This window comes from Microbacterium sp. HSID17254 (assembly GCF_003989315.1).
GTDB lineage: Bacteria > Actinomycetota > Actinomycetes > Actinomycetales > Microbacteriaceae > Microbacterium.
Genome location: NZ_RBLT01000155.1, coordinates 1 through 873 on the forward strand (window position 1 = coordinate 1; position 873 = coordinate 873).

1 protein-coding gene and 1 pseudogene are annotated in these 873 nt (G+C 66.3%); both read left to right on the top strand.

The annotated features are described in order from the left end of the window. Positions 1-277: pseudogene (locus D8M34_RS19375) on the top strand (sulfonate ABC transporter permease); the annotation flags it as partial. Positions 278-346: 69 nt separating this feature from the next. Beyond that, on the top strand, positions 347-873 hold a 527-nt coding region (locus D8M34_RS19380), incomplete at its 3' end, for an ABC transporter permease subunit (protein WP_342343189.1).

The following is an 873-nucleotide window of genomic DNA, read 5'->3' on the forward strand; positions in this document are numbered from 1 at the left end:
GCGGTCCGACGTCCCCAGCGGCATGATTCCGCTGGTCTGGAACGGAATGATGAGCTTCGGCGGGGGTTGGTTCTTCCTACCGGCCTCGGCACCGCTCAGCCTCCACTACCAGAGCTACGCGTTACCCGGCATCGGCGCCTTTGTCGCGGCCGCAAGCGACCGCGGCGAACTCGACAAGGTCTTCCTCGCGATCGCGGCGATGATCGTCATGGCGATCGGAGTGAATGTACTGCGCTGGCCGCCGTTGACCGCTTGGGCCGAGCGCTTTCGCGCCTAGGCGTCCGTGCCGGCTGCGGGCCCCGCCTGCCCGCCTCTCGACCTGCTCCGTCGCTCTCGCATCCCCACCATGCTGGGCGTGGTCCTCGCGCCGCTGGTGCACCCGATCGATCGAGGCATGGCCGTGTTCGGGCTCGCCGAGTACCCACTGCGCACTTCCTCGGTGCGCCGCCGCGCAGAGGATGCGATCTTCGCGGTAGTGGTATCGATAGCTATCGCCTACGCGCTAGACCACATGGTCGTTTTCATCGCCGGCACCACCGGCTTCGCCGAGGTCGGGCACGCCCTGTTCCTCGGATTGATCACCTTCGCCCGCGTCATCGCGCTCATCGCCGTATCCATGCTCGTCTGGGTACCCATCGGGGTCTGGATCGGGCTCAACCCGCGCGTGTCCAGGCTTGCTCAACCCGTCGTCCAGGTGCTGGCCAGTTTCCCGGCGAACTTCCTGTTCCCACTCATCACCGCTGTGCTGGGGGCCACCGGTATCTCCTTGGACGGGGTCGGCATCTTACTCATGGCCCTCGGGGCGCAGTGGTACATTCTGTTCAACGTCATCGCGGGCGCCTCCGCCACACCGAACGACCTTCGCGAGGCAGC